The sequence below is a fragment of the Flavobacterium sp. genome, from assembly GCF_046153165.1.
GTDB lineage: Bacteria > Bacteroidota > Bacteroidia > Flavobacteriales > Flavobacteriaceae > Flavobacterium.
Genome location: NZ_JBJXEN010000097.1, coordinates 1 through 26,174, shown reverse-complemented (window position 1 = coordinate 26,174; position 26,174 = coordinate 1). Strand labels below are relative to the sequence as shown.

The following is a 26,174-nucleotide window of genomic DNA, read 5'->3' as shown; positions in this document are numbered from 1 at the left end:
TAGAAAGAGCAAAAAAACGGTTGGGAGACAAAGCCAATTTAGTCCATTGGATTGTTTCTGATATTACAGAATTCAAACCCGAAGTAACGTTTGATTTTTGGCACGACAGAGCCGTTTTTCATTTCTTGACAGAAGAAGAAAGCATCAATAAATATGTTGCTATTATTGGAAATTCAATTAACCAAAACGGAAACTTTCTATTGGGCACATTTTCAGAAAACGGACCTTTAAAATGTAGCGGATTGGAAATAAAACAATATTCTGAAAACTCAATGAAACATATTTTCATCGAGAATTTTGAAGTCATAAACTGCTTTACAGAGAACCACACTACACCGTTTGATACAATTCAGAATTTTCAATTTTGTGGGTTTAAAAAGAGATAACAAAGAAATAATTTTCAATGCAAAACAAAACCTATTTAAAGCAAATTCTATTTGAACCTTTCAAAGCACTTCAAAACAAAACCTTTGCAAAACTCTATTTAGCCCAAACAATAAGTTTGTTAGGCGATGCTTTTTCTTGGGTTGGTTTAGCTTTGTTGGCATATCAAATAGACAAAGAACGATCGCCAATAATTCTCGCAACTGCACTCACATTAAGAGTTACAGCATTTATACTTTTTTCGCCATTTGCTGGAGTTTTTGCCGATAAAATAGAAAGAAAAAAGATTTTATATGTAACCCATTTTATACGAATGGGAATTATTTGTTGTTTACCATTTATCAATTCCGAATGGCAAATTTATGTATTGGTATTTTTGCTGAATATCTTTAATGCTTTTTTTACACCAACTTATCGTGCCGTAATTCCTCAAATTATTGAGGGTAAATATTTTAGGGAAGCCGTAGGATTATCAACAGCAACTTTTCAATTATTGGGAGTTTTGGGTCCTGCATTAGCAGGTATTGTAGCGGTATGGTTGGGAGCAAGACAAATATTTTTTTTAGATGCTATTTCATTCATTATTGCGGCATTTTTTATTCTTTCAATCCCAAAACAAGAATTACAAAAAGGCGTTTCGTTAGAAGCACAAAAAACTACAAATACTTGGAGCGATGTCAAAAAAGGCATTCAGTTATTATTTGGAAATAGCATTTTGCGTTTTGCTTTAGCAATCGAATTCGTTTCGGCAATTGCTGGTGCAATGATATTGGTAAACACGATTAGCCATATCAAAAATAATTTACTGTTAGACGATAAATATTATGGTTGGGTAATGGCAGCTTTCGGTATAGGAGCTGCTATTGCTGCATTTGTTCTAGGTAGTTTAGATAAATCAAAAACAAGAAGCGCTTCCTTAATTAGTAGTGCATTATTTTTAGGGATTTCAATATGTTTTGCAAATTATGTTTCCTATCCAATACTCATTGTTTTTTGGTTAGTAGCAGGTTTAGGGCAAAGCCTTGCCGAAATGCCTTCAGAAACATTAATTGCTGAAAATATTGCCTCCGAGAATCAAGGAAAAGTTTATGGTTCTCACTTTGCTTTTTCTCATTTGTGGTGGGCAATTGCTTATCCAATAGCAGGTTTTTTGGGCACTAAATTTCCAAAAGAAAGTTTTCTTTATGGTGGAATACTTACTTTAATTTTAGGGGTATTAGCACTTTTTATATTCAAATTTTTAATAAAAAAACAACTAATTAATAATGAAACATCAACATAGATACGATGCAAGCGGTAAACAACTCTGTTGCACACTCGAAGAAAAAATAAATAAAAAAACTGACAAACAAACTGGTTGTTGCTCAACTCACAATGAACACGAACATTCAGACGATGACGGTCACGACCACTCGGGTACAGACCAAACCACGTTTCAAATGTTCTTGCCTGCAATCATTAGTTTTACATTGTTACTTATTGCAATTGGTTTAGACAATTATTTTCCGCAATCGTGGTTCACAGGTTACGTACGATTGGGTTGGTATATTTTTGCATACCTTCCAGTAGGTTTTCCAGTGCTCAAAGAAGCGTTTGAAAGCATTCGCAAAGGCGAAATATTTTCAGAATTTCTATTAATGTGCATCGCAACTATCGGAGCATTTTCAATCGGACAATTTCCCGAAGGTGTAGCAGTAATGCTATTTTACGCCATTGGCGAAATTTTTCAAACATTAGCTGTGCAAAGAGCAAAATCTAATATAAAACTATTATTAGACCAACGACCAGACGAAGCAACAGTTTTGATTAACGGAAATGCAACAATCAAAAAAGCATCTGAAATAACCATTGGAGAAATCATTCAACTCAAATCGGGCGAAAAGTTAGCATTAGACGGAAAACTTTTAACTGATAATGCCACATTCAACACATCGGCACTAACAGGCGAAAGCAAACCCGACACCAAACTAAAAGGCGAAGCGGTTTTGGCAGGAATGATAAACTTAAACACCATTGCACAGGTTGAAGTTACAACAGCTTACACCGATAGTAAACTGTCTAAAATACTCGAAATGGTGCAAGAAGCTACAGCCAAAAAAGCACCAACCGAACTATTCATTCGCAAATTTGCCAAAATCTATACTCCAATTGTTGTTTTTTTAGCCATTGCAATTTGTGTTTTACCGATGCTTTTTGTAGATAATTATGTGTTTAGAGATTGGTTGTACAGAGCATTAGTTTTCTTGGTTATTTCGTGTCCTTGTGCGCTAGTTATAAGTATTCCGTTGGGTTATTTTGGTGGAATTGGTGCAGCGAGTAAAAACGGAATTCTTTTTAAAGGTTCAAGTTTTCTCGACATAATGGCATCAATCCAAGTGGTTGTTATGGACAAAACAGGAACGCTAACCAAAGGTGTTTTTAAGGTTCAAAAAGTAGTAGCAGTTGATATTTCCGAAGCCGATTTAGTAAAATTCACATCAGCACTCGAAACCAAATCAACGCATCCAGTCGGAACTGCAATAATCGAATATGCAAAAGGAACAGAAAAAAATGCAACCGTTACCGATGTTGAAGAAATTGCAGGACACGGACTAAAAGGCAAAGTAGATGGAAAAGAAATCTTAGCAGGAAACGCAAAACTGATGCAGAAATTCAATATCAGTTACGATGTTGAAATTGACAATACACCATTTACAATTATCGTTATTGCTATCAATCAGAAGTATGCAGGATATTTTCTAATTGCTGACGAAATAAAAGAAGATGCAAAACAAGCAATAGAAAGTTTACACAAAATAAACATTAAAACCGTAATGCTCTCGGGAGACAAACAAGCTGTTGTAAATGCCGTTGCTAAAGAACTGAATATAGATTTAGCACACGGCGATTTATTACCCGAACATAAAGTTGAAAAAGTTCAAGAACTAAAACAACAAAACCTAAAAATCGCATTCGTTGGCGATGGTGTAAACGATGCGCCTGTTGTTGCTCTTGCCGATGCAGGAATTGCTATGGGTGGTTTAGGAAGCGATGCAACAATTGAAACAGCCGACATTGTAATTCAAAACGACCAACCTTATAAAATTTATACAGCAATAAATATTGGTAAAAAAACAAAACAAATTGTTTGGCAAAATATCGGTTTAGCATTTACAGTAAAAGCAATAGTTTTGGTACTTGGTGCAGGAGGATTAGCAACTATGTGGGAAGCCGTTTTTGCGGATGTTGGAGTAGCATTATTGGCGATTTTAAATGCTGTGAGAATACAACGAATGAAGTTTTAGTGAAATTATTTATTCAATAAAAAAAGTGTTTAAAGCCAATGCTGAAACACTTTTTTTATTGTTATACTACATTTTAACAATTGATTAGCAAACAAAAAATATAATTTGATTACTTTTGATTCAAATTAAAGCACAAATGAATAAATTTCACATTTTAGTAATCGTATTATTTGGTTTCTTATTGATGCCAAGTAATTCTTTTGCGTGTGGAAATAGCTCAAATAAACATTCTTGTAAAAAAGAAGTTTCATCAAAAACTGACAAAGATGATTGTTGCAAAGGCGATAGTCATTCTAAAGGTAAAAATAGCGATGGTTGTGCAGGAAAATGTGGACATTCCAAATGTGGTTGTCCAGCAGCAAGTAATGGTTTTACAATCGTTTATGAAATAAAATTTAAAAACAATACTTTTGATTTTTCTTCCGAAAAACAAAAAAATTCTCATTCAGAAACCTTTATATCTTCTGGTTTCTATTCTCTTTGGCTTATACCAAAAATAAGCTAAATTCCAATTCTGATAGCCATAATTGTATCTAATTGATAACAATTAACGCTTTCAAAATCATTTATTTTCTCGGTTAATTTCAATTTCAAAATGATGGCATTGCTATAATTTCATTTTGTTATTGTTTAACTAATTCAATTCAAAATTATTTATATACAATGAATTCATTAAAAAAAATAATGATGACAATAATACTATTGTTATCAATCGTGGTATCTAATGCACAAATTAAAAATGCCACAACAGAAACTGTAAAAGTGTACGGAAACTGTGGAATGTGCGAAACCAAAATAGAAAAAGCAGGAAATCTAAAAAATATTGCCAAAGTAGATTGGAATGAGGATTCAAAAATGGCAACGCTTATTTACGATGCTAAAAAAACCAATCAAGACGAAATACTAAAACGTATTGCTCTTGTTGGTTATGATAGCGATAAATTCCTTGCTCCTGCTGATGTTTATTCAAAACTTCCAAGCTGTTGTCAATATGATCGTGTGGCAAAAATTCCTGTAAAAGTAGATGCAATATCCGGTGAGAGTATGCCAGCAAAAACCGAAATGGATATGTCTAATCATTCTACAACTACTGAAAACCAAATAGTAAATCAACTAAAACCAATTTTCGATAATTATTTTTTATTGAAAGATGCTTTAGTAAAAACAGATGGTAAAATAGCTTCTGAAAAAGCAACAGCATTATTATCTTCAATTATTGCCGTAAAAATGGAAACATTAAAAATGGACGAACATATGGCGTGGATGAAAGTGTTTAAAGATTTAACAACCGATGCAAAAAGCATTTCAGAAACGCAAGATGTTGAAAAACAAAGAAATGTCTTTAACTCATTATCCAAAGGAGTTTATGAATTAATAAAAGTTTCTAAACCAACAGAAGCAGTTTATTATCAATACTGTCCAATGAAGAAAATGAATTGGTTAAGCAAAGAAAACACAATCAAAAATCCCTATTTTGGCTCTCAAATGTTGAGTTGTGGTAGTGTGGTAGAAACAATTAAATAAATAATCAACAATAATTTTTTAAATTTTTAAACAATGAAAAATGCAATTTTAACAGCTTCTTTTTTAGGAGCAATTTTAGTAACATCGTGCAGCAAAAGTGATAATGCTACTGATATGAATACTGCTTTAAATGTAAATTATCCAGCAGCTTATGTTGTCAATGGCGAAGATGCAACAGTATCTGTAATCAAACTATCAACAAATGAAGTAACTGCAACTATTCCGTTAATGGGAACAGGAACAGATATGATAATGTGGCCTCATCACATTTCATCACACGAAAATCATTTAGCAATTGGAGTACCAGGAATGGATTTTAGTGCAGGTCACGCAGTAACTGGAACAATGTCTGGAAAATTATTAGTAATTGATGCGATGACTGGTGCAATTGTAAAAAATATGAGTTTGCCAGTAATGAACCACAACACCATTTATTCCCCAAACGGTTCAGAAATTTGGGTTCCTCAAATGGATATGACAGGTAAAGTTTTGGTTTATGACGCAACAACCTACGCTCTGAAAAATACAATTACTGTGGGTATGATGCCAGCAGAATTAACATTCTCATCAGACGGAACAAAAGCGTATGTTGCTAATGGCGATGATGACAATGTTTCGGTGATCAATGTTACAACAAAAGCAGTTATAGCAACAGTTACAGTAGGTAACAATCCAGTTGGTGCTTGGACAGGAACTAATGGACAAATGTTTGTAGATAACGAAGACGGACAATCTATTTCAGTAATTAAAGTAGTTGATAATACAATTGCTCAAACTATAGCTTTAGGATTTATGCCCGGAATTGCTTCCCACAACGGAACAAAAAGTGAGTTATGGGTTTCTGACCCAATGGCAGGAAAAGTGCATTACTGGACTTGGGATACAACTATGATGAATTGGATGCACGGCGGAGCTTTCAATACTGGTGCTGGTGCTCACGCAATTTCATTTACTATAGACGGAAATACGGCTTATGTAACCAATCAAACGGCAAATACAGTTTCTGTTATAAATGTTACAAATCATACCGTTACTAAAACTATTGCGGTAGGTAAAAAACCAAATGGTGTTGTAATGAAAATGTAAATTTTACAACTCCATAAAATAAATCTGTAATATTCTAAACATAAATCTATTGTAATATTATATGTTTAAATTAAAGCAATACTAAATACTTTTTTAATTAGTATTTAGTATTGTTTTAAAAAAAGTAAAACAATGACACACAAATATCAACTTACAGGAATGACTTGCAGTAGTTGTGAAGCCAAAGTAAAATCGGCTTTAATGACCATCGAGAATGTTACAGCTGTCGAAGTTTCAAAAGAAACTAATTCAGCAACCATTTCAATGGACAAACATATTGCTTTATCAGATTTTCAAAAAGCGCTAGACAGTAAATATCAAATTTCAGCAATCAATCATAATGAAATTGAGGAACAAGCAAAATCTTGGCTAGAAACGTACAAGCCAATTTTATTGATTTTCTTTTACATCAGTTTGGTTACAATTCTAATTCAATTCAAGAATGAAAATTTTAATTGGACGGAAGCAATGCAACATTTTATGGCAGGTTTCTTTCTTGTATTTTCTTTTTTCAAATTACTAAATCTTAAAGGATTTGCCGAAAGTTATCAAATGTATGATGTCATTGCAAAACGAGTTCCAGTTTGGGGAAATGTATATGCCATTATTGAATTAGGGTTAGGAATTGGGTATTTAATCAATTTTAATCCATTAGCTACCAACTCAATCACATTTGTAGTAATGTCAATTAGCATCATTGGTGTTTTACAATCAGTCTTTAACAAAAAGAAAATTCAGTGTGCTTGTTTAGGTGCTGTTTTTAATTTGCCAATGAGTACCGTTACCATTATAGAAGATGCGTTAATGATTGCAATGAGTGGGATAATGATTTTTAAATTACTCTAAAATGAAAAAAGTAGTTTCTATATTAAAATGGATTTTCAAAAAAATATTCATCAAAAAATGTTGCCAATAAATAAAATAATCTAATAATTTAAAATTAAAACAAAATGAAAAATGTAATTCTTTCAGCCGTAGCAATGGCATTCGTAATGGTTTCTTGTAACCAAAAAAACAAGCAAGTAGAAACTGCAACTTCAGAAACAACAGAAACAACATCACAACTGTATGCGTGTTCAATGCACCCAGAAGTAACAGGTAAAAAAGGTGATAAATGTTCAAAATGTGGAATGGAATTAACAGAGCCAGTAAAAGCAACTACCGAAAAAGTTGTTGCAACCACAACAGAAGCAGTTGCAGAAACGACCACAACAGCAGTTGCTCAAACTCCATTTTCTGTAAACGAAATTATAAGTAATTATTTGACTTTAAAAAATGCTTTAACCAAAGACGATGCAAAAGGGGCAGGAGTTGCTGGTAAAACATTATATGCTACTTTCAATGCAGTAAATGTAAATTCGATTGATGCAAAACTTAAAAAAGAATACCTAGACATTGTCGATGATGCAAAAGAGCACGCAGAGCATATTGGAGCAAATGCAGATAAATTGGAACACCAAAGAGAACATTTCGTGATGTTAAGTAAAGACATAAACGATTTAATTAAAACATTTGGAACAAAACAAAAACTGTATCAAGATTTTTGCCCAATGGCAAATGACGGAAAAGGTGCTATTTGGATAAGCGAAGTTAAAGACATCAAAAATCCATATCAAGGATCTAAAATGCTTACTTGTGGTTCTATGAAAAAAGCATTGTAAAATGAAAAAAAGCATCAAAAAAATACTTTATATAGGGTTAATTATTTTTTTGCTGATGCAATTGTATCAACCTGCTCGTAACGTAGGTTTCGAGCAGGATGTTACTGCCAATTTTACAAAAGTGTATAAAGTACCCAAAAATGTAGAAACCATTTTGCGAACTTCTTGTTATGACTGTCATAGTAACAATACTCATTATCCTTTGTATTCTTTCATTCAACCAGCACGGTTTTTTATGGAAAGCCATATCAAAGAGGGGAAAGAAAATCTGAATTTTAATGAATGGGGAAATTATAGTAACCGTAAACAAAATAATAAATTAGATAGAATTGTCAAACAAATAAAATCAGATGAAATGCCTTTGGCATCATATACTCTAATTCACAAAAATGCAATATTAACATCTATTCAGAAACAGGAAGTAATCAATTGGATAAATACAATCAACAGCGATGAATAAACTCAAGGAAAATACCGAAGAAACAAAAACAGACAATCAAGCAGGGCTATACACTTGCCCAATGCACCCACAAATAATAAAAAACGAACCTGGTTCGTGTCCTATTTGCGGAATGACATTAGTGCCAATGCAACCTAGCGAAGGTGCAGAACAAAAGGAATATCTTAATTTAGTCAAGAAAATGAAAGTAGCTGTGGTTTTTACCGTTCCTGTTTTTGCTATCGCAATGATAGAAATGATGCCAAACAATCCATTACTCAAAATAATGGATGCCACAATTTGGAATTGGGTACAATTTATCTTGACGCTTCCTGTCGTTTTTTATGCGTGTTGGATGTTTTTTGTTCGTGCATTCAATTCTATTATTACTTGGAATTTGAATATGTTTACACTCATCGGTATAGGAACTGGAGTTGCTTTTTTGTTCAGTTTAGTCGGGATGTTTTTTCCTTCTATTTTTCCAAATGAATTCAAAACCGAAACTGGAGCGGTTTTACTATATTTTGAAGCCACAACAGTAATACTAACATTGGTTTTATTAGGGCAATTATTAGAAGCCAAAGCACACAGCCAAACCAGTGGTGCAATCAAGGAATTATTAAAACTCGCTCCAACCGAAGCTACTTTAGTAATTGATGGAAGTGATAAAGTAATATCCATTCACGACATTAAAAAAGGCGATTTATTGCGTGTAAAACCAGGAGACAAAATACCAGTTGATGGAAAAATTACTGATGGCGAAAGTAGTATTGATGAAGCAATGATAACTGGCGAACCCATTCCTGTAGATAAAAAGAAAGAGGACAATGTTATTGCAGGAACTATAAACGGTAACAAATCCTTTGTAATGATTGCCGAAAAAGTAGGTTCAGAAACCTTGCTTTCGCAAATCGTCAAAATGGTCAATGATGCCAGTAGGTCAAAAGCACCAATTCAAAAATTAGCCGACAGTATTGCTAAATATTTTGTGCCAATTGTAGTAATTATTTCGATAATAACTTTTTTCATTTGGGCAAAATTTGGTCCCGAACCAGCCTTGGTTTACGGATTTATAAATGCGATTGCCGTTTTAATTATTGCCTGTCCTTGTGCTTTAGGATTAGCAACACCAATGTCGGTAATGGTTGGCGTGGGCAAAGGTGCACAATCGGGAGTTTTGATAAAAAATGCCGAAGTATTAGAAAATATGAACAAAGTAAATGTTTTAATAACCGATAAAACAGGAACAATAACCGAGGGAAAGCCATCGGTAGAAACCATTTTTGCTTCAAATAATAATGAGAATGATTTGTTACAAAATATAGCTTCCTTAAATCAATACAGCGAACATCCGTTGGCACAAGCAGTAGTAAATTATGCTAAAACTAAATCCATTTCATTAATTGATGTTAAAGATTTTGAAGCCATTGCAGGAAAAGGAGTTACAGGAACAGTTACCAATAAAAAGGTAGCATTAGGCAATAAAAAGCTAATGGAACAAGTCAAAGCTATTGTTTCTGACGATTTAGAAAACAAAATTATTACCGAACAAAAACTTGGCAAAACAGTTTCTTATATTGCTGTTGATGGCGTTGCAATAGGTTTTGTATCAATTACAGATGCAATTAAAACATCTAGTAAAGAAGCCATAAAAGAATTAATGCGTCAAGGAGTTGAAGTAATTATGCTTACTGGTGATAATGTAAATACTGCCAAAGCAGTTGCCGATGAATTAAACTTATCATCCTACAAAGCAAGTTGTTTACCCGAAGACAAATTAAACGAAATAAAGCGTTTGCAATCCGAAGGAAAAATTGTAGCAATGGCAGGCGATGGTATCAATGATGCACCGGCATTAGCCCAAGCCGATATTGGAATTGCAATGGGAACAGGTACTGATGTAGCTATTGAAAGTGCTAAAATTACATTAGTAAAAGGCGACTTACAAGGCATCGTAAAAGCAAAGAATTTAAGTCACTCCGTAATGCGAAATATCAAACAAAACTTATTTTTTGCTTTCTTCTATAATGTTTTAGGAGTTCCAATTGCAGCAGGAGTTTTATATCCGTTTTTTGGAATATTACTCTCGCCAATGATTGCAGCTTTAGCAATGAGTTTTAGCTCGGTTTCTGTAATTGTAAATGCGTTAAGATTGCGCAGTTTGAAACTTTAGAAAATATAAATCGGGCGACAGCGAGACTGAAGACCGAGCAACAGCGGAACTGACGAAAAATAAATACATTTATTATGAAAAATTTAAAATTAATTTCGACAAAAACAGTTGCATTTCTAACACTGTTTTTAATGGTAATTTCGTTAAGTGCTAATGCTCAAACAGCGAAAAAATCTACAATGATGAAAGATTGTTGTATGATGAAAGACGGTAAAATGATGGTTATGAAAGACGGTAAAACTATGCCTATGGAAAAAGATATGGTTATGAAAAATGGTACAACCTGTATGACTAATGGGGAATGTACTATGAAAGATGGTAAAAAAATGATGATGAAAAACGGAGACTGTATGGAAATGAGCGGAAAAATGTGTAACGATAAAATGAAAATGATGGACAAAAAGAAATCAACAAAAAAAATGGCAGCAATGAATTACAGTTGTCCAATGCACCCAGAAGTTATCAGCGATAAACCAGGTAAATGTTCTAAATGCGGAATGGATTTAGTCAAAAAAGAGTAATGAAGAATAGGTGAATAATAAAGTTTTAAATTATTCACATTATTAATCAGAAATTACTAATAGAAATTATCATTAATTTATTGAAAATTAACTTTAATGAATTTTTGATAGTTTCTTATTTTATCAAATTTATTTTTTAAAACAACTACTAAATTATTTTGAATAGTAATGAATAACCTTACTCAAATAATCCAGCAATACAAAACCGATACTGAAAGTGTTTATACAACTTGGTTTATAGATAATGACCAACGATTAAAAGCATTTCGAACCATTCGCCGTGGTGTTTTACAAGTGATTGACGATATTAAAAACAAAACATTTCCCAACGATTTTAAAGGCAGTAGTTTAGAATTTGTATTGAGTTGTATTGCAGAACAAAAACAAATTTTTGTAGGTGTTGCACATCCTTTTTATTGGAAGCCAAAATTACGTATTCCAGATATTTACGAAAATCAAAATAATAAAATAACATTTGGTCAATTTCTTGAAAATTGTATCAATGCCAAAACCGAAGAACAAGTAATAAAAGAAATTGTAAAACTAGACGAACTAAAAATAAAAGGTTTGGGACCAGCAGTAGCAAGTATTTTATATTTCTTGCACCCAACTTGGTTTCCGCCATTTAATACCGCCATTCTTAACGGATTTAATTTTTTATTTAAAGACAAAAAGAAGTTAGGAAGTTGGACAGAATATTTAAAAATAAGAGAAACATTAATAGAAACCAATAGCAAACACAAAGCCGAATTATCGAATGATTTAGGAGCAATTGCAGGATTATGTTTTGAAATTGGAACGCAAAAAATGCTCATTGGCAACGATGAATATTTGAGTGAAGAAGAACGCAATAAATTTGAAAAGAATATTTTAAAACGTCAAAAAGAAATTCAAGAAGAAAAATTAGCAGAAAATCTTCATAACGAAATGCAATACCATTTATTAAAAATTGGGGTTTCATTAGGTTTTGATGTAACTCCTGCAAGTAATGATAAAAGCAAATCCTACGGAGGAGAAAATTTTTCATTTATATCAATAAATAAATTCCCAGAACTTCAAACCGATAAAGACACACAAAACACAATAAAACTAATAGATGTACTTTGGTTTCAAAAGGGTACAAACAAAATCATAGGAGCATTTGAAGTAGAAAAAAGTACCAGTATTTATTCGGGAATATTAAGATTATCTGATTTATATTTTAGCATTTCAAACGGCGAAGAAGTCTTTTACATCATTATTCCTGACAGTCGTGAAAAAGATGTTATTCAACAACTCAACCGACCAGTTATAAAAAACTCAAAAATGAATATTAAGTACATTCTATTTTCTGAATTAAGAGCCAATTGTGATGCAATTTGCAAATTTGGAACAGACCATTCTATTATGGAAAAAATCGCAAAATCAATTTAAAAAATAAAATAATGAAATTCAAATTATCAATTATAGTATTATTTGTCGCGTTAAGTGCATCAGCTCAAAAAATTGTCCGTTACGATTTATATGTAAAAGATACCATTGTAAATTTTTCTGGTAAAGAAAAAAGAGCAATTGCCGTAAACGGACAAATACCAATGCCAACGCTCACATTTACCGAAGGCGATATTGCAGAAATCTATGTACACAACGAGTTAAACGAAGATACTTCAATGCACTGGCACGGTTTAATGTTACCCAATCAATACGATGGTGTGCCAAATTTAACCCAAATGCCAATAAAACCGCATACAACACATTTATATAAATTTCCAATTATCCAACACGGAACGCATTGGTACCATAGTCATACAGGTTTACAAGAGCAAATCGGAATGTACGGTTCGTTTATAATGAATAAAAAAGCAGATGATCCTACTTTCAGAAAAGGGATTGATGATCTACCAACCGTTCCAGTAATTTTAAGCGAATGGACAGATATGAAACCCGAAAATGTACACCGTATGTTGCACAATGCAACAGATTGGTTTGCTATCAAAAAAGGAACAACTCAAAGTTATGCCGAAGCCATAAAAAGCGGAAATTTCAAAACCAAAGTAACCAACGAATGGAAGCGAATGAACGCGATGGATGTGAGCGATGTCTATTACGATAAATTCCTAATCAACGGTAAAAACGAAAGTCAATTATCTCAATTTAAAGCTGGTGATAAAGTGCGTTTACGAATTTCAAACGGCGGAGCATCAACCTATTTTTGGCTAACCTATGCGGGCGGTAAAATTACAGTAGTTGCTAATGATGGTAACGATGTAGAACCTGTCGAAGTCGATAGATTAATCGTTGCAGTTTCTGAAACTTATGATATAATTGTCACCATTCCAGCCGATAAAACTTCCTATGAATTTCTCGCAACTCCAGAAGATAGAACAAAATCTACTTCATTATATATTGGCGGTGGCATAAAACAATTAGTAGCTCCTTTACCAAAATTAAAATATTTCGACGGAATGAAAATGATGAACGGAATGATGAAAATGAACGGAGATTTAGACGATATGGGAATGCAAATGTCATACAATCAAATGGATATGAACGTAGTAATGTACCCAGAAATTACAGGAGCAACCAAAGCAAAAACAGACAGTAAAATGGGTAATATGAAAATGACCGAAGCCGATTATAACAGCAATGCACTTTCGGACATTACAACCTTAAATTATGCAATGTTAAAATCGCCAACAAAAACAACGCTTCCTAAAGATGCACCAGTTAAAGAATTAAAATTTGAACTCACAGGAAATATGAACCGCTATGTTTGGAGTTTAGACAACAAAGTAGTTTCTGAAACCGATAAAATTTTAATCAAAAAAGGCGAAAATGTACGCATCACAATTCACAACGGATCAATGATGCGACACCCAATGCACTTACACGGTCACGATTTTAGATTACTAAACGGTCAAGGCGATTTTTCTCCACTTAAAAACATTGTGGATATTATGCCAATGGAAACTGATGTTTTTGAATTTAATGCCAATGTCGAGGGCGATTGGTTTTTTCACTGTCATATTCTCTACCATATGATGAGCGGAATGGGCAGAGTTTTTACCTATGAAAATCAAGCACCAAATCCTGAAATTCCAAATCCAAAACTAGCACAACGCAAATTGTTTGCAGACGACAGAAAATTTCATTTTATGGGCGAGAATAATTTTGCAACAAATGGCAATGAGGGTACAGCAATGATTGCAAACACACGTTGGAAAATAAGTTCACTTTGGCATTTGGGTTATCACGATATGCACGGTTACGAGAGTGAAACTATGGTTGGACGATATTTAGGAAAAATGCAATGGCTATATCCATACATTGGTTACGATTATCATTATAAAATAGAAGGTGGTCCAAATAATATTTTTGGTAGCGAAGAAAAGAACTGGTTCGGTCAAAAAAGTAATAAAAACAATCGAAATACATTTGTTGCTGGTATTGCTTACACGCTACCAATGTTATTTATTGCTGATTTACGAGTAGATGGCGATGGTAAATTTCGTTTTCAATTAGGAAGAGAAGATATACCAGTTTCAAAACGATTAAGAGCAATGATAATGATTAATACCGATAAAGAATACACAACAGGACTAAAATATATTTTCACACGAAATCTAGGCTTAACAACGCACTATGATAGTGATATGGGAATAGGTTTTGGAATGAATTTGAATTATTAGATTTTTTATAATACGGATTGATTAGAATTAAAAAAGGCTTTCAAAATATTTGAAAGCCTTTTTTGATAATTAAGATTTTATTTTTACTCCGTTACTTCACTAAAAAATGGGGTAACGTGATTTTTTTCTATATAATCTTCTACAACTCCAATGTCATCAATATCAACAAATTCTAAAAATCGTGCATCTCGTATTTGAGACCACATCAAATGATTTTTATCATTATGACTAACTTTAGGTTCTCTTCCCAAAACAAAATATTTACCATCTGGCTGACCCGACAATTCTAATGCTTTGGTCAAAGAAATAAAACGAGTTACATCATTTTCAAGGAAATAATGTTTTTTCTCAAAATCAAAAGCTTGTCCGGCAACTGGCACTCCATTAACACCTATAAAATTTACCTCAACAGGTGCAAATAAATTAGCAAAATCATTAGAGGTAAGTGTTTTATCAATATTTACTTTGCCTGTTATTTTGGGATATAATTTTGTTCTTACTTTTTGAAAAATAGTTGGTTCAGTTTGTGTAGTTACTGTTTCTTCATATTGAAAAATATATTTTTCAAAAATCCTTTTATAGGTAATTTCATCAAGTGAAATATCAATAACTTTTGGTTCAGAAAATTGCAATAAGTTATTAGAATATTTTGACAAATAAGAAATATAAGAACTATTTATCCATTTAGCTTTTGAAGCAATTTCTATAGTAAATAATGTTTTGTCATTTACCAATTCTAAATTAATTTCTTTTTCAAGAGAACGTAAATAGGTTTTTAAAATAGTATGACTTTCAATGTCAATTAAAGATTTTATTGCTTGTAGTTTTGATTGAGAAAACCTAAAATAATTTTGAACACCATCAGACATAATTAGTCCAATGCTCACTTTCTCATCAAGAGTAGCACTTATTGGAACGTATAATATAGAAAAAATAGTTTTCATTTTAGTTTTTTATAAAAGATTGAACATAAGTCCTAAAGATATCCTCACATTGCTTTTTCCATTCGTTAGTAAACAAATATTGTAGCATTTTGGCTTTCATATCTACTTTGTCTATCGCCCAAGAAACTGGTAATAAGTCAAGTATAACATCTAAATTATCTTCACATTCTTTGGTGCAAAGATAAAAATTCTCAATCAACTTATCAACAATTAGTGTTAATTTCTTTGCTTTTCCAAAAAGTAACTTGGCAAGTTCCGTTTTTAGTAGGGTATCATCCTCCGTCAATGTTGCCAAACCATAATTTAAAGAACTACTATTAAAAATATTTACGTGATCTATTGCGTAAAAAAAGTAAATATTTTCTGGAGCAAAATGCAACAACAAATTGGTATTATTATAGTTTCTATCTTCATTACAAAGCCAAATATCAAAAAGAGCTATTTTTAAAAAATCTGATTTTTGTTGAATTCTATCTCTAAAACTTTTCTCTCTAAATGAAGGTATAAATGACAAATCAATCTCCTTTGTGTTTTTCATAAATAAAGAGCCAAAACATTCCTTTTCAAAAAAAGAAGGCTGAAGACTTGGGTATTTGTCATAAAGAATGTGTTCATCTTTTACATTTATCAATGCCGTTTCAGGAACATTTATAGTCCATAACTTTGCAAATTCAGCCGTAATTAATTCATTAAATAGATATTTAGGAAATCTATCATATTTACAAACCCAATCGTTAAAATCGTTGCAAGTAACCAGTAATGGACTGCTACCAGCAGTATCAAACATTTTATGAGGTTCTTGTATAGTGTGTAATATTTTCATCGAAAACCAAATCCTTTATATAATGGTGCAATATATAAAATTTCCTATTCAATAAAGTCAAATTTTCAACAAGTGATAAAGAGAATATAATAGCCAATAAACCCATTATCTCATTCATCTGCACAAAATCCTCGTTTAGTCCAAGTATTCCTAAACTCACATATTTGTTTGCTTCATTTCACTAATTCCATTTTCAATAACGAGAAACTTTTTTTTCGTCCGGTGGTAAAAAGGAAGTTTTAAAAATGAGTTGACCTTACCTCCAACGCTTCAAAAAATTACTTTTAAACCTACTCAAAATGCTTAAAATGTTTCTCGTTTTTATAAACTTGTGCCAATAAACTTGGCAAAACCACCAACAATAATGGCATTGCAATTAGAAATCCACCAATTACAGCAATAGCTAAAGGCTGATGCAATTCTGAACCAGTTCCAATTCCGATTGCTAAAGGTAAAAGTGCAATTATTGCACCTAAAGCAGTCATTAATTTTGGTCGTAATCGGGTTGAAATTGAATAAATGATTGATTCGTTTACATTTCTTGACAGTTTGAAAGTTTCTCTAAATTGCAGGAATGTAAAAATGGCGTTTTCGGCAATGATGCCCACAATCATAATAATTCCTGTATAACTCCCAACGTTAAGAGGTGTTCTAGTTATAAAAAGTAAAATATAACTGCCTGCAATTCCTAAAACAGAAATTAAAAGAATAACCAGTGCTATTCTAAAATCTCGAAAAAGAAATAAAATCACTCCAAAAACCAATAAAGAAGATGCTATTAGAATTAGTAATAATTCTCTAAAAGATTGTTGTTGGTCTTTATAAGCTCCTGCGTATTCAATATAATAACCACTTGGCAAATGAATATTGGCAGTCACTTTAGTTTGAATTTCTTTCATTACACTTCCCAAATCTCGATTATCCAATCGTCCAGTTACAACACTCATCATTTGTAGATTTTCACGTTCAATTTCAGCAACTCCTTTTTGAACAGAAATAGTAACCAAACTCGAAATAGGAATAGATTGTCCGCTTGGCAAAAATATTTTAAGTTGTTTAATATCCTCTAAACTTCGTTTCTGACCATTGGCATAAATCAATCTAATTGGTGTTTGTTTTTCATTTTCTAATAAACTACCTACAACATTTCCTTCCAAAGCGGTTTGCATTTGAAACTGCAAATCTGATGGTGTAATTCCATATTGTGCCAATTGAGCGTAATTAGGTTGAATATTAATCGCTGGTCCAGCCAAAATAATACCATCAAAAACGTCCGCAGTTCCTTTTACTTTTTCAACAATAGCACTAACTTCTTTGGCAATTTTTTGTAATTCTAGTTGATTATTTCCATAAACTTTTACTTCAATTGGGGAAACAGAACTCATTAAATCACCCAACATATCGCCAATAACCTGACCAAAATCGATACGCAATGCAGGTTGTGTAGCTTCAACCTTGGCACGAATTTCGTCAATCACATCGTTACTTGTTTTACTTCTGTTTTTCTTTAACTGAATTAAATAATCCCCTCGATTAGGTTCGGTTATAAAAAAGCCCATTTGTGTTCCGGTTCTCCTACTATACGCTTCAACTTCGGGGACTTTTATAATTATTTTTTCGACCTCATTCAACATTCTATCGGTTTCTTCCAATGAAGTTCCTGGTGGACTTTCATAATCTAAAATGACACTTCCTTCGTCCATTTCAGGTAAAAAACCAGTTTCTAAATTAGGTAAAATAATAAAAATTGAAAGAACAAGAAAAACACAAAAACCGATACTAATTATAGGTTTTCCAATAAAATATGCTACCCAATTTTGAGTTTTCACTTCGTGAATTTCAATTATTTCTTGTTTTTCAGAGTTAGTCCTTTCTTCTTTAGATAGCAACAAATAGACCACTGGAAGCAACAACCAAGTAACAAAAAACGAGCAAACCAAAGTGATAATCATTGTATCAGTTAATACTTTAAAATAAGAACCTGCAACACCACTCATCAATACAAATGGAATAAAAATTACAATCGTACTGATGGAAGATCCAACCATTGCTGGAAATAAATAATGAATTGCCTTTTGCAAAAGCGTTACAGTTGACTCATCAGGATGTTCTTCGTGTGTGCGATGAATTTGTTCTACAACTACAATAGCGTCGTCAATTATTAATCCTAATGCAGCCGCAATGGCTCCCAAAGTCATAATATTGAAAGTATTTCCTGTGAGGTATAAAACAATCAATGTCAGTCCTAATGTTACTGGAATTATGATTAGTATTGTAGCACTAGCTTTCGCCGATTTCAGAAATAAAACAGCAACAATTATGGCTAATAATAAACCAATTAATAAACTATCTGTAACACTTTTTACAGCATCATTTACAAAACTTGCCTGCTCATAAAATGGTTTTATAGTAATGTCTTTTGGAAGTATTTTTTTTAAATCCTGCAACTTTACATTCATTGCATCAGAAAGTGAAATCAGATTAGAATTGGGTTGTTTAATAACTGCAATTAAAATACTTTCTTTACCGTTTGCGTTAACCTTTATGTATTCTTTTGCTTCTTTAATTTCGACAGTAGCAATATCTTTTAGTGTTATAATTCCTTTTCCGTTATTACTAATTACCAGGTTTTCGAGTTCGTCTTTTTTATCAACTTGTGCATCGGTAATTGTTAAATATAAATACCTATAATCAGATAAATAACCATTAGATTTAATGAAATTGGTTTGACTTAAAACTTGCGAAATCGCATTTGGAGTAATCCCAAGGGCAGTCATTTTATTAAAATCTAACGCCAACCAATATTCTTTTTCTTTTCCGCCAATAATCCGAATTTCGGAAACGCCATCTATTTGAGAAAGGAATGGCTTGATGGTAAAATTGGCTATTTTTTTTAACTCAATCGCCGATTTCCCTTTACCTTCAATTGCATAACCAATAACAGGAAGAATAGAAGGGTTCATTTTTTCGACCGTGATTTGTGTATCTGGCGGTAAATCATTTTTAATTTGATTAATTTGAGCTTCAATTCTGTTTTTGCTCAAATCAATATCGGATTTCCAATCCATAAAAGCCGAAATTTCACAACTTCCACGACTGGTTGTGCTTCGGACAGTTTTTAAATCTTGTACTTTTTTAATGGCATTTTCCAACGGCTTGGTTACCGTAATCATCATTTTGTCGATGGGTTGTTGTCCTGCATCAGCAATAATTTTAATTTTCGGAAAGGTGATTTCTGGAAACAAACTCGTTTGCATTTTTGAATACGCAAAAAATCCTCCCAAAATAATTAGAAAGATAATGGCACTTAAACCATTTTTATGTTTGACAAAAAAGTTGTTCATTACAGTTCGTTTTTAATTACTTTTACTTTAATCGTATCTGCTACTCCATAATTTCCAGTAAGTAAAATTTTATCATCACGAGTTAAAATTGGCGATAAGATTTCAATTTTATCTTCGGTTTGAATTCCCTTTTTAATTGGTACTTTAATTGCTGTGTTGGCATTTATCATTTTCATAACCCAAAAGTCTGTTTCGGTTTCATCACTCAAAACAGCCGATTTAGGTAAAGAAATAGTTTTAGAATTTGATGTTTTGTTTATTCTAACTTTTACAATTAAATTCTCTGGAATATCTTGCTTTCCATTTATTTTTAAAACCACATTTTGCGTTTGTGAAGTAGCGTCAACAGTTTGCGAAAATTTTTGAACCGTTGCAATTCTAGATGTAGCATCAGGCAAAGTAACCGTCAATTGCTGTCCAACCGAAATGTATCTTTTTAATTCATAAGGCAAACTCAATAAAATTGCAAAGCTTTTAGTGTCGTTTATAGTTACCAAAGCATCACCATCTTGAACATAATCACCTTGTTGCACATTAACCATCGTTACAATTCCGTTGGTATTAGAACGCACTCTAATGGCACTACCAAAATTGAGTGTTGGATCTATTTTATTTACCGAATTTCCTAAAATTTTAGCTTCACGAGTTTTAATAGAAAATAATGCTGTACCGTTTGAAACAAAATCATTAGTGGCTACATTTACCGAATTCAAATAACCTGTCGCATTGGCTTTAATAGTATTTTTTACTAAATAAGTTGCTGTTGCATTAAGGTCGATATAACTTTCAATTCCTGAAGTATCAATAGAAGTTAAAGTTACTGGAACGCTTGCATCAATTGGTTTTTCAACTACCGTTGTGTCTTTACAAGAAATAAAAAAAGTAGTGATTGCAATAAAATATAGTATAGATTTTTTCATTGGATTGATTTTTATTAAAAAAAATAATTATAAATACCAGAATTTAATTAAAACAAAAAATATTATTCCCAAAATACCAATCAAAGCAGTTAAAAAAAAGTAGTTGGCTATTTTTTCAATTTTCATTTCAATTTTATCATTTGTTGTCTTTATGGAAACAAATGATAAAATTGAAGAAAAAGTTAATAATAATGCAATTATAGATGTATATTCGTCTATCATACTACTTTCAGATTTATTGCTAATATGCAATGATGTAATAATAAATAAGCAAAACCCAAGTAAATTTGAAGAAGTGCCTAAAATATGTTGGGATGTATTATTTGCCATTTTTTTTATTTATAAATATTGAATTTTATAAGTTAATTAGTCATTAGAACTCCAATAATTAATTTCATTTATAAGCTGGAGTTTGTTTATTTTATTTTGCGAAATGCTATTATTAATAGCAATTACATTTCCAATAGCAATTACAAAATCGGTAATTTGAGCATCGCCAGTGAGTAATAATTTTTTATCTGCTTCGATAAGTACATCGGCAATTTGAAGTTGTGATTGTAATTGATTTTCGGTCTCGATAGCTTGTTTTAATTTCTGATTTAGCATTAATAATTGTTGTTCATATTGTTTATTGAAATTAGCTTTATAAGCCAAATTAGTTGCTAATGCCATTTCATTTTTTTGATGTTGCAATGATTTTTGTCCTCCATCATAAATAGGTATAGACAATCCGAAGCCAACACTAAAACCAAAATTTTTATAACCTTGACTTGCAAAACTAGATAAATATCCTACATCTCCAAGTAATGAAAACGAAGGCTTATAAATGTTGTCAATCAGTTTATTTTGATTAGCAATTTTTAAGCTATCAGTTTCAAATTGTTTTAGAAAAATGATTTTATCTTGTTTTTGAATGTTTCTTAAAGTAATTTCTGGATTTTTTAAATTCACAAAAGTAGTATCAGTTTCACCTGAAAGATAATTTAGTAATCCTAAATCATTTTGATATTGTTGTTTGAAGTTTAAAAGTTGGAATTCTTGTTGTTTTAGAGTGGAAAGAAAAATCAAATAGTCAGTTTGTTTATAGATAGAATTTTGAGTGAGTTTTTTCAAAATTTGCGCTTCATTTTTTAATAAGGCTAGTATTTTCTGATTGTAAATAATTTGCTCCTGATTTCCAGAGGCAGCAATATATTGGGAAATGATTACTTTGTTTAAATCCTTTAGAGCTATTTTTTTATTTAAGATTAAACCCTCTTTAAATATTTTGAACGTTTCAGCTTGAGAGTTAATGATGTTTTTACCAATTATTTTTTTATTAATCCCTACCAAACCCGAAACGGATTGTCCGTTACTTAATGCTGTATCATATCCAAAACCATTATAATTAGGAGCATAATTTGCATTTAGGTTTGCTGTGATTTGGGATTTGTAAGTTGCTTTATTTATTAAACTATCTATAGTATTTAACTTGATTTGATTGGATAAATCTTTTAGCAAAGGCGAATTAGTTTGTGCTTTTTCTATATAAAAGCGTAAGTCCTTTTCTTGCGAAAAAGACTTAACACTAATCAAAACAAGAATGAAAAAAATCTTTAATTTCATTTGATAAAATTACATAATTAATTAGTAGTTTAGTTATTTCAAATTCAAAACCATTCCTACTCCCATTTGGTTTCCGTTATAAAATGGAGCAACCACAGCAGAACTTACATTTTTATTTGATTTAAAAATTTTATTGTTGATGTATGGAAAAATCCAATAAGCAATTTTTGTGCTTAAAATCCCAATTCCTGCACCTGCAGCCACATCAGTTAACCAATGTTTGTTATTATAAATTCTAAAAAATCCAGTTCCAGATGCTACAATATATCCTGATATTCCATACCAAATGGAAACATCTTTATATTCTTGCCACAAAAACTCTGCGCCTGCAAATGCAGTTGCTGTATGGCCTGATGGGAAAGAGTTAAAACCACTTCCATCTGGTCGTTCTATTTTGGTTAATTTTTTTAATCCATAGGTTGATGTACCCATAATTAGATAAGAAGTTGCCAAAATGACACTTCTATCACGCAAATTATTTTTCCCTTTTATTCCTCCTAAATTTAAAGCATAAACCGATACTGCTGGTGCATATTGTGAGAAATCATCAATTGTAATTTTCTTATCTATATTTTCGGTTACTTCATTTCTAATATCAAGATTTACACCTTTTAAAGCATCACTTTCAATTCCTATTACACCATATGATATTAGCGCTGCTGGTATAATTAATTGCTTATAATTGAATTTTAAATTTTCTTTTTTTAAATTAACTAAACTATCTTTTTTAATAATTTCTTGTGCATTTGTTGCATTACACAAGAACATAATTATAAGAATGTATAAACTTTTATTTAATGATTTCATCTGTAATTCTATTTAATCTGCCGTTTCTCCTTTAGTTGATATTTCATTGTCAATATTTACGCCACCTTCATATCGAGGATTAACAATATTATTGAAAATCGAACCAAAAGTGTATCGAATTCCAACTTGCATTGAATAACTAAAATTAGTTAGTGTTTCTCTTTGTTTCAATATAATTTGTTCTGGGGTTAAACTTTGCGAACTTAAAGAAAGTTGGTTATTAATTAAGGAAGCATTTCCTGTAACATTAAAAAACAAACCTTTAGCGACTCTAAAATTTACTTGATTTACTAAATCCAATCGATAAGCTTTTGTATGATTCAAATAATCGGAGCCAGTAAGTGTTGAAGAAATATTTCCCCAAGGAGCAATATGTGTATAAGTTACATCAACAATTTGATTGAATAAAAATTCTTTGGTTTTGTCAAAAACTGTTTTATCAATGTAGGAGTTGTATAGTGGTTGCAATCTGTATTTAAAAGTAAACAAATCATTTACAGATTGTGAATACGGAAAAACATCATATTCTATTCCTGGAGCAATTGCAAATTGTGATTTTACATTGCTATAAGTGGAAGCATAAAAAGTGGGTTCTAAACCTAAACTCCAATGATCGTTTAAGCTTTTCACAATCAATCCTTTTAGGTTTTTTATAACTGTTTTTCCAGTAAAATTGTAAGTTGTAGTTTCATAATTATTGCTTCCGTAACTCATTCCAGCAGTTAATCTTGTTTTCCATTTATCGGTTATTCTAGCTGCGCTAAAAGAACCATCGGCAGACAAAACTTCGGAAACTTTATCACCACTCAAAAAAGTATTAGCAGTTGCAGTATAAACCCAATTTTTATATTTATCAACACTTTGCTCTACTAATTTGGTTTTATCAGTGTAGTCAAATGCCATATGCTTTTGTTGTCCGTTTGATGCCAAATAAGGCATTAAACCCATTGTAATGACATTGGTTAGCTCATCACGGTTTTCACGATTACTATTTTCTACTTTTGCAATATATTGAAGTGTGTCGTTTTTATTTTCAAATTTTTCGTGTCCTAGAAAACGAACGCTATATTGTAATCCGCCAGAAGCTGTAGGTTGCGAATTGATAATAATATGAACTTGTGATTGTTTAGGATCACGAACATAATCAATGTACCAAAGCTTAACCTTGATATAATTTTCACTTTCGGTTGCACCATCTAAATAAACACGTAAGTAGTTGTTTTTTTGAATAGTATCGTTTTGTTGAGAAAAAACATTGGAGAATGTACCTAAAAGCAATAAAGTAACTATAACTATTTTTTTCATTTGAAATGTTTTTATTATTATATAAAAAAAGGGCAACAAGTAGGATGCTGCCCAATAACTAAATCAAATAATTAATCTCCTTCAACAATTTTTATAAATTTTCCGTTTGCATCAAACAAAACATCGTATGATTTTCCGTCTTTTCCAATTTCTGCTTCATAGGTTACCCCATTTTTATCATCTGTGATTTTTGCAGCTTCAGTAATTTTACTTTTAGGATAGTTTGTTTTTACATACACTAATACGTTTGCAGGAAGTTCAGCCGTTTTGATAGTCATTTCAACTGCTTTTTTGTGTCCTTTTTTATCATAAACTGCTGATGCATCACTTCCGTTTATTTTAAATTCAGCTTCAAAATCACCATCTTCCATTCCCCATTTTACTTTTTTACCAGGAAAATCTTTTGTAAATGCCGTTTTTACAATTGCTGGAACAGTTACTTTTTTTTCTTTTTCTTCTGTTTGAGCAAACGTTGTTAAACTAAAAGCGATTGCCATTGCTAAAAATACTTTTTTCATTTTTTTTAAATTTAATAGTTAGTTATTATATTTTATACAAATGTGAAATGCAATTCTATTTTAATTCTATGCTAAATTGATTTCAATTCTGTTTTTTTTGTTGACTTAATTTTCACAAACTACAATACCATCAGTAGTGAAGATAACTTCCTTTGTGATTTTATCTTTTGTAATGTCCAACAAGTATTGGGTTGTGTTATTAGCCAAAGTTAATTTTTCTATTTGCTGTGAAATTTGATAACCAGAGTATTTGCTTTCTATAGCTTCTAAAACTTTTGTTGGAGATTTACTTATAGCAACATCTTCTTCTAGTTGCACAAAAGTACCATCGGGAAGAAAGATTAAAGAATAAGTAGGACTACTTTTTTTTGTAATAACTAAATCAATTGCATCACCACCTGAACACAAAGGGTCGTGAGCTGCACTTTTCATTTCGTAACCTAAATAATTTTTAACAACATATGCTGCCACATTTGCTGGGAGTTGTTCTAAAGCAATTTTACCTTCTTTATCAACTGTTGTTTTTAAGTAACTTTCTTTTCCTTTTTTTTCTTGTGTTAGTTCTTCATTATCATTTATTTCTTTGTCTTTACAAGAATTAAGTGATGCTAAAAGTGTAACTGCTAACGCTAAAGTTAATCTTGCATTTTTCATTTTTTTTGATTTAAAAATTATTTGTATTCTGTTTTAAAATACAAATATTAGAAGTAATTCTATTTTAAATCTATGTGAAATTTGCAGTAAATCTATTTTTTTATTTAACTTTCAAAGTAAAACGATGTTTGTTATTAATAAATTTATATTTTAAATATAAATCGCTCACTTCTGCTATTTCATTGGCAATAGCCAAACCCAATCCAGTAGATAAATTTGAAGTTGAATTTTTTTGAAAACGTTTAAAAAGTAATGCTATGTTAAGTGGTTCTTCTTTGCCTGTATTGTGTATAGACAAGCTATTACCTTTAATAAAAATAAAAATACTACCATTTTCAACATTATGCCTTATGGCATTTTGAAACAAGTTATTAATGAGGACCAAACATAAATCGGCATTCATATTGATGAAAAAATCTTCTTCAATATTTTTGATTACAACTATTTTATTCGCTTTTATATGCTCTTCAAATAAAAGTAATGATTGATTTATAATTTTTACTACTGAAACATT

23 protein-coding genes and 1 pseudogene are annotated in these 26,174 nt (G+C 31.5%); 13 read left to right on the top strand and 11 right to left on the bottom strand.

The window, feature by feature from the left end; translation table 11 throughout:
• The 13 genes and pseudogenes from ACKVOV_RS11625 to ACKVOV_RS11565 form a co-directional block, all read left to right on the top strand.
• Positions 1-386 (top strand): annotated as a pseudogene (locus ACKVOV_RS11625) (SAM-dependent methyltransferase); the annotation flags it as partial.
• A 17-nt stretch (positions 387-403) separates the two neighbouring features.
• Positions 404-1,666 carry an MFS transporter gene (locus tag ACKVOV_RS11620; protein ID WP_409206923.1) on the top strand — a complete coding sequence of 421 codons (1,263 nt, stop codon included), beginning with the start codon at positions 404-406 and terminating at the stop codon, positions 1,664-1,666.
• Complete coding sequence (locus ACKVOV_RS11615; protein WP_409206922.1) at positions 1,650-3,668, top strand: heavy metal translocating P-type ATPase; 2,019 nt, start codon at positions 1,650-1,652, stop codon at positions 3,666-3,668. The genes ACKVOV_RS11620 and ACKVOV_RS11615 overlap by 17 nt, the downstream gene beginning before the upstream one ends.
• Positions 3,669-3,804: 136 nt before the next feature.
• Positions 3,805-4,173 (top strand): hypothetical protein, encoded by a 369-nt coding sequence (locus tag ACKVOV_RS11610; protein ID WP_409206921.1) that lies wholly within the window; start codon positions 3,805-3,807, stop codon positions 4,171-4,173.
• 158 nt (positions 4,174-4,331) lie between these two features.
• The gene (locus ACKVOV_RS11605; protein ID WP_409206920.1) at positions 4,332-5,192 is read left to right on the top strand and encodes a DUF3347 domain-containing protein; all 861 of its coding nucleotides are present in this window, start codon (positions 4,332-4,334) and stop codon (positions 5,190-5,192) included.
• A gap of 33 nt (positions 5,193-5,225) precedes the next feature.
• Positions 5,226-6,278, top strand: a complete 1,053-nt coding sequence (locus ACKVOV_RS11600) for a hypothetical protein (protein WP_409206919.1) — start codon at positions 5,226-5,228, stop codon at positions 6,276-6,278.
• A gap of 132 nt (positions 6,279-6,410) precedes the next feature.
• Positions 6,411-7,124, top strand: coding sequence for a heavy-metal-associated domain-containing protein (locus ACKVOV_RS11595; RefSeq protein WP_409206918.1), 714 nt, complete (start codon positions 6,411-6,413; stop codon positions 7,122-7,124).
• Positions 7,125-7,228: 104 nt separating this feature from the next.
• Positions 7,229-7,939, top strand: coding sequence for a DUF3347 domain-containing protein (locus tag ACKVOV_RS11590; RefSeq protein ID WP_409206917.1), 711 nt, complete (start codon positions 7,229-7,231; stop codon positions 7,937-7,939).
• Between the two features lies 1 nt (position 7,940).
• On the top strand, positions 7,941-8,399 hold the full coding sequence (locus tag ACKVOV_RS11585; protein WP_409206916.1) for a heme-binding domain-containing protein: 459 nt from the start codon (positions 7,941-7,943) through the stop codon (positions 8,397-8,399).
• Positions 8,392-10,551 (top strand): copper-transporting P-type ATPase, encoded by a 2,160-nt coding sequence (locus ACKVOV_RS11580; protein WP_409206915.1) that lies wholly within the window; start codon positions 8,392-8,394, stop codon positions 10,549-10,551. Before ACKVOV_RS11585 ends, ACKVOV_RS11580 begins: the two co-directional genes overlap by 8 nt.
• Positions 10,552-10,625: 74 nt before the next feature.
• On the top strand, positions 10,626-11,072 hold the full coding sequence (locus ACKVOV_RS11575) for a DUF6799 domain-containing protein (RefSeq protein WP_409206914.1): 447 nt from the start codon (positions 10,626-10,628) through the stop codon (positions 11,070-11,072).
• 168 nt (positions 11,073-11,240) lie between these two features.
• Entirely contained in the window at positions 11,241-12,485 is a 1,245-nt protein-coding gene (locus ACKVOV_RS11570) for a hypothetical protein (RefSeq protein ID WP_409206913.1), read from the top strand.
• Positions 12,486-12,496: 11 nt separating this feature from the next.
• Entirely contained in the window at positions 12,497-14,740 is a 2,244-nt protein-coding gene (locus ACKVOV_RS11565) for a multicopper oxidase domain-containing protein (RefSeq protein WP_409206912.1), read from the top strand.
• Between the two features lie 83 nt (positions 14,741-14,823).
• Here ACKVOV_RS11565 and ACKVOV_RS11560 read toward each other — a convergent pair whose 3' ends face one another.
• The 11 genes from ACKVOV_RS11560 to ACKVOV_RS11510 all read right to left on the bottom strand — a co-directional run.
• Positions 14,824-15,684: a hypothetical protein gene (locus ACKVOV_RS11560; RefSeq protein ID WP_409206911.1), complete on the bottom strand. Its 861-nt coding sequence runs from the start codon at positions 15,682-15,684 to the stop codon at positions 14,824-14,826.
• Between the two features lies 1 nt (position 15,685).
• Positions 15,686-16,507 carry a HipA family kinase gene (locus ACKVOV_RS11555; protein WP_409206910.1) on the bottom strand — a complete coding sequence of 274 codons (822 nt, stop codon included), beginning with the start codon at positions 16,505-16,507 and terminating at the stop codon, positions 15,686-15,688.
• Between the two features lie 290 nt (positions 16,508-16,797).
• Positions 16,798-19,851: an efflux RND transporter permease subunit gene (locus tag ACKVOV_RS11550; protein WP_409206909.1), complete on the bottom strand. Its 3,054-nt coding sequence runs from the start codon at positions 19,849-19,851 to the stop codon at positions 16,798-16,800.
• On the bottom strand, positions 19,851-20,771 hold the full coding sequence (locus ACKVOV_RS11545) for an efflux RND transporter periplasmic adaptor subunit (protein ID WP_409206908.1): 921 nt from the start codon (positions 20,769-20,771) through the stop codon (positions 19,851-19,853). Before ACKVOV_RS11545 ends, ACKVOV_RS11550 begins: the two co-directional genes overlap by 1 nt.
• Before the next feature lie 27 nt (positions 20,772-20,798).
• Positions 20,799-21,101 carry a hypothetical protein gene (locus tag ACKVOV_RS11540; RefSeq protein ID WP_409206907.1) on the bottom strand — a complete coding sequence of 101 codons (303 nt, stop codon included), beginning with the start codon at positions 21,099-21,101 and terminating at the stop codon, positions 20,799-20,801.
• 36 nt (positions 21,102-21,137) lie between these two features.
• Positions 21,138-22,376: a TolC family protein gene (locus ACKVOV_RS11535; protein WP_409206906.1), complete on the bottom strand. Its 1,239-nt coding sequence runs from the start codon at positions 22,374-22,376 to the stop codon at positions 21,138-21,140.
• A gap of 33 nt (positions 22,377-22,409) precedes the next feature.
• Positions 22,410-23,183, bottom strand: coding sequence for a phosphatase PAP2 family protein (locus ACKVOV_RS11530; RefSeq protein WP_409206905.1), 774 nt, complete (start codon positions 23,181-23,183; stop codon positions 22,410-22,412).
• A 12-nt stretch (positions 23,184-23,195) separates the two neighbouring features.
• Positions 23,196-24,488: a hypothetical protein gene (locus tag ACKVOV_RS11525; RefSeq protein WP_409206904.1), complete on the bottom strand. Its 1,293-nt coding sequence runs from the start codon at positions 24,486-24,488 to the stop codon at positions 23,196-23,198.
• A gap of 71 nt (positions 24,489-24,559) precedes the next feature.
• A complete protein-coding gene (locus ACKVOV_RS11520) occupies positions 24,560-25,006 on the bottom strand; it encodes a PepSY-like domain-containing protein (RefSeq protein WP_409206903.1) in 447 nt (148 codons plus the stop codon).
• 105 nt (positions 25,007-25,111) lie between these two features.
• The gene (locus ACKVOV_RS11515) at positions 25,112-25,660 is read right to left on the bottom strand and encodes a hypothetical protein (protein WP_409206902.1); all 549 of its coding nucleotides are present in this window, start codon (positions 25,658-25,660) and stop codon (positions 25,112-25,114) included.
• Between the two features lie 100 nt (positions 25,661-25,760).
• The coding region (locus tag ACKVOV_RS11510; RefSeq protein ID WP_409206901.1) for a sensor histidine kinase at positions 25,761-26,174 on the bottom strand (414 nt) is incomplete at its 5' end.